Origin of the sequence: Phocaeicola sp. RTP21198st1_B8_RTP21198_201120, from assembly GCF_040929485.1 — a bacterium.
Taxonomy (GTDB): domain Bacteria; phylum Bacteroidota; class Bacteroidia; order Bacteroidales; family Bacteroidaceae; genus Phocaeicola; species Phocaeicola dorei.
Genome location: NZ_JBCOCI010000531.1, coordinates 530 through 1,066, shown reverse-complemented (window position 1 = coordinate 1,066; position 537 = coordinate 530). Strand labels below are relative to the sequence as shown.

Sequence of the window (537 nt, the reverse complement as noted above, 5' to 3'; positions counted from 1 at the left end):
AAATAACATTATATGAATAAGATTATCAGTTTATTACTCGTAGGAGTCCTGGCTGCCGGAGTGACCACGGCCCATGCTGAAAGCCCGATTTTTAAAAAGAAGAAAAAGAAAGGAAAGACGGCAACGGAGCAGACTGTGACCAAAGACTCTACCGGGAATGGCACGACGGAATACCACAAACTCTTAAAAGGCGGCAAGACAATCGACGGAATGTTCAAGATACATATCGTCAAGGATAAATATTATTTTGAGATTCCCAAAGACCTGATGAAGCGGGATTTTATGATCTCGTCCAGGGTGTCGAGCACCAGTAATAATAAAGATGTGGCTGCGGGACAAATGCCGCACAATCCGGTATTGGTGACCTTCTCGGCCGATGACAAGAAAGTATATATGCACCGGAAAATGGTCCGTAATTTATGCGACACCACTTCCAATATGTACGAGGCTTTCCAGCGTAACTTCTCCAATCCCATTTGGGAGGCTTACAAAATAGAAAGTCTGTCTCCGGACTCTTCGGCATACGTTGTCAACATG

The 537-nt window shown here is 44.3% G+C and carries 1 protein-coding gene; it reads left to right on the top strand.

The features are described 5' to 3' along the window. Nucleotides 1–12 precede the first annotated feature (12 nt). Nucleotides 13–537 (top strand): DUF5118 domain-containing protein (locus AB5935_RS27850; protein ID WP_368328083.1); only part of this gene is annotated, 525 nt, incomplete at its 3' end.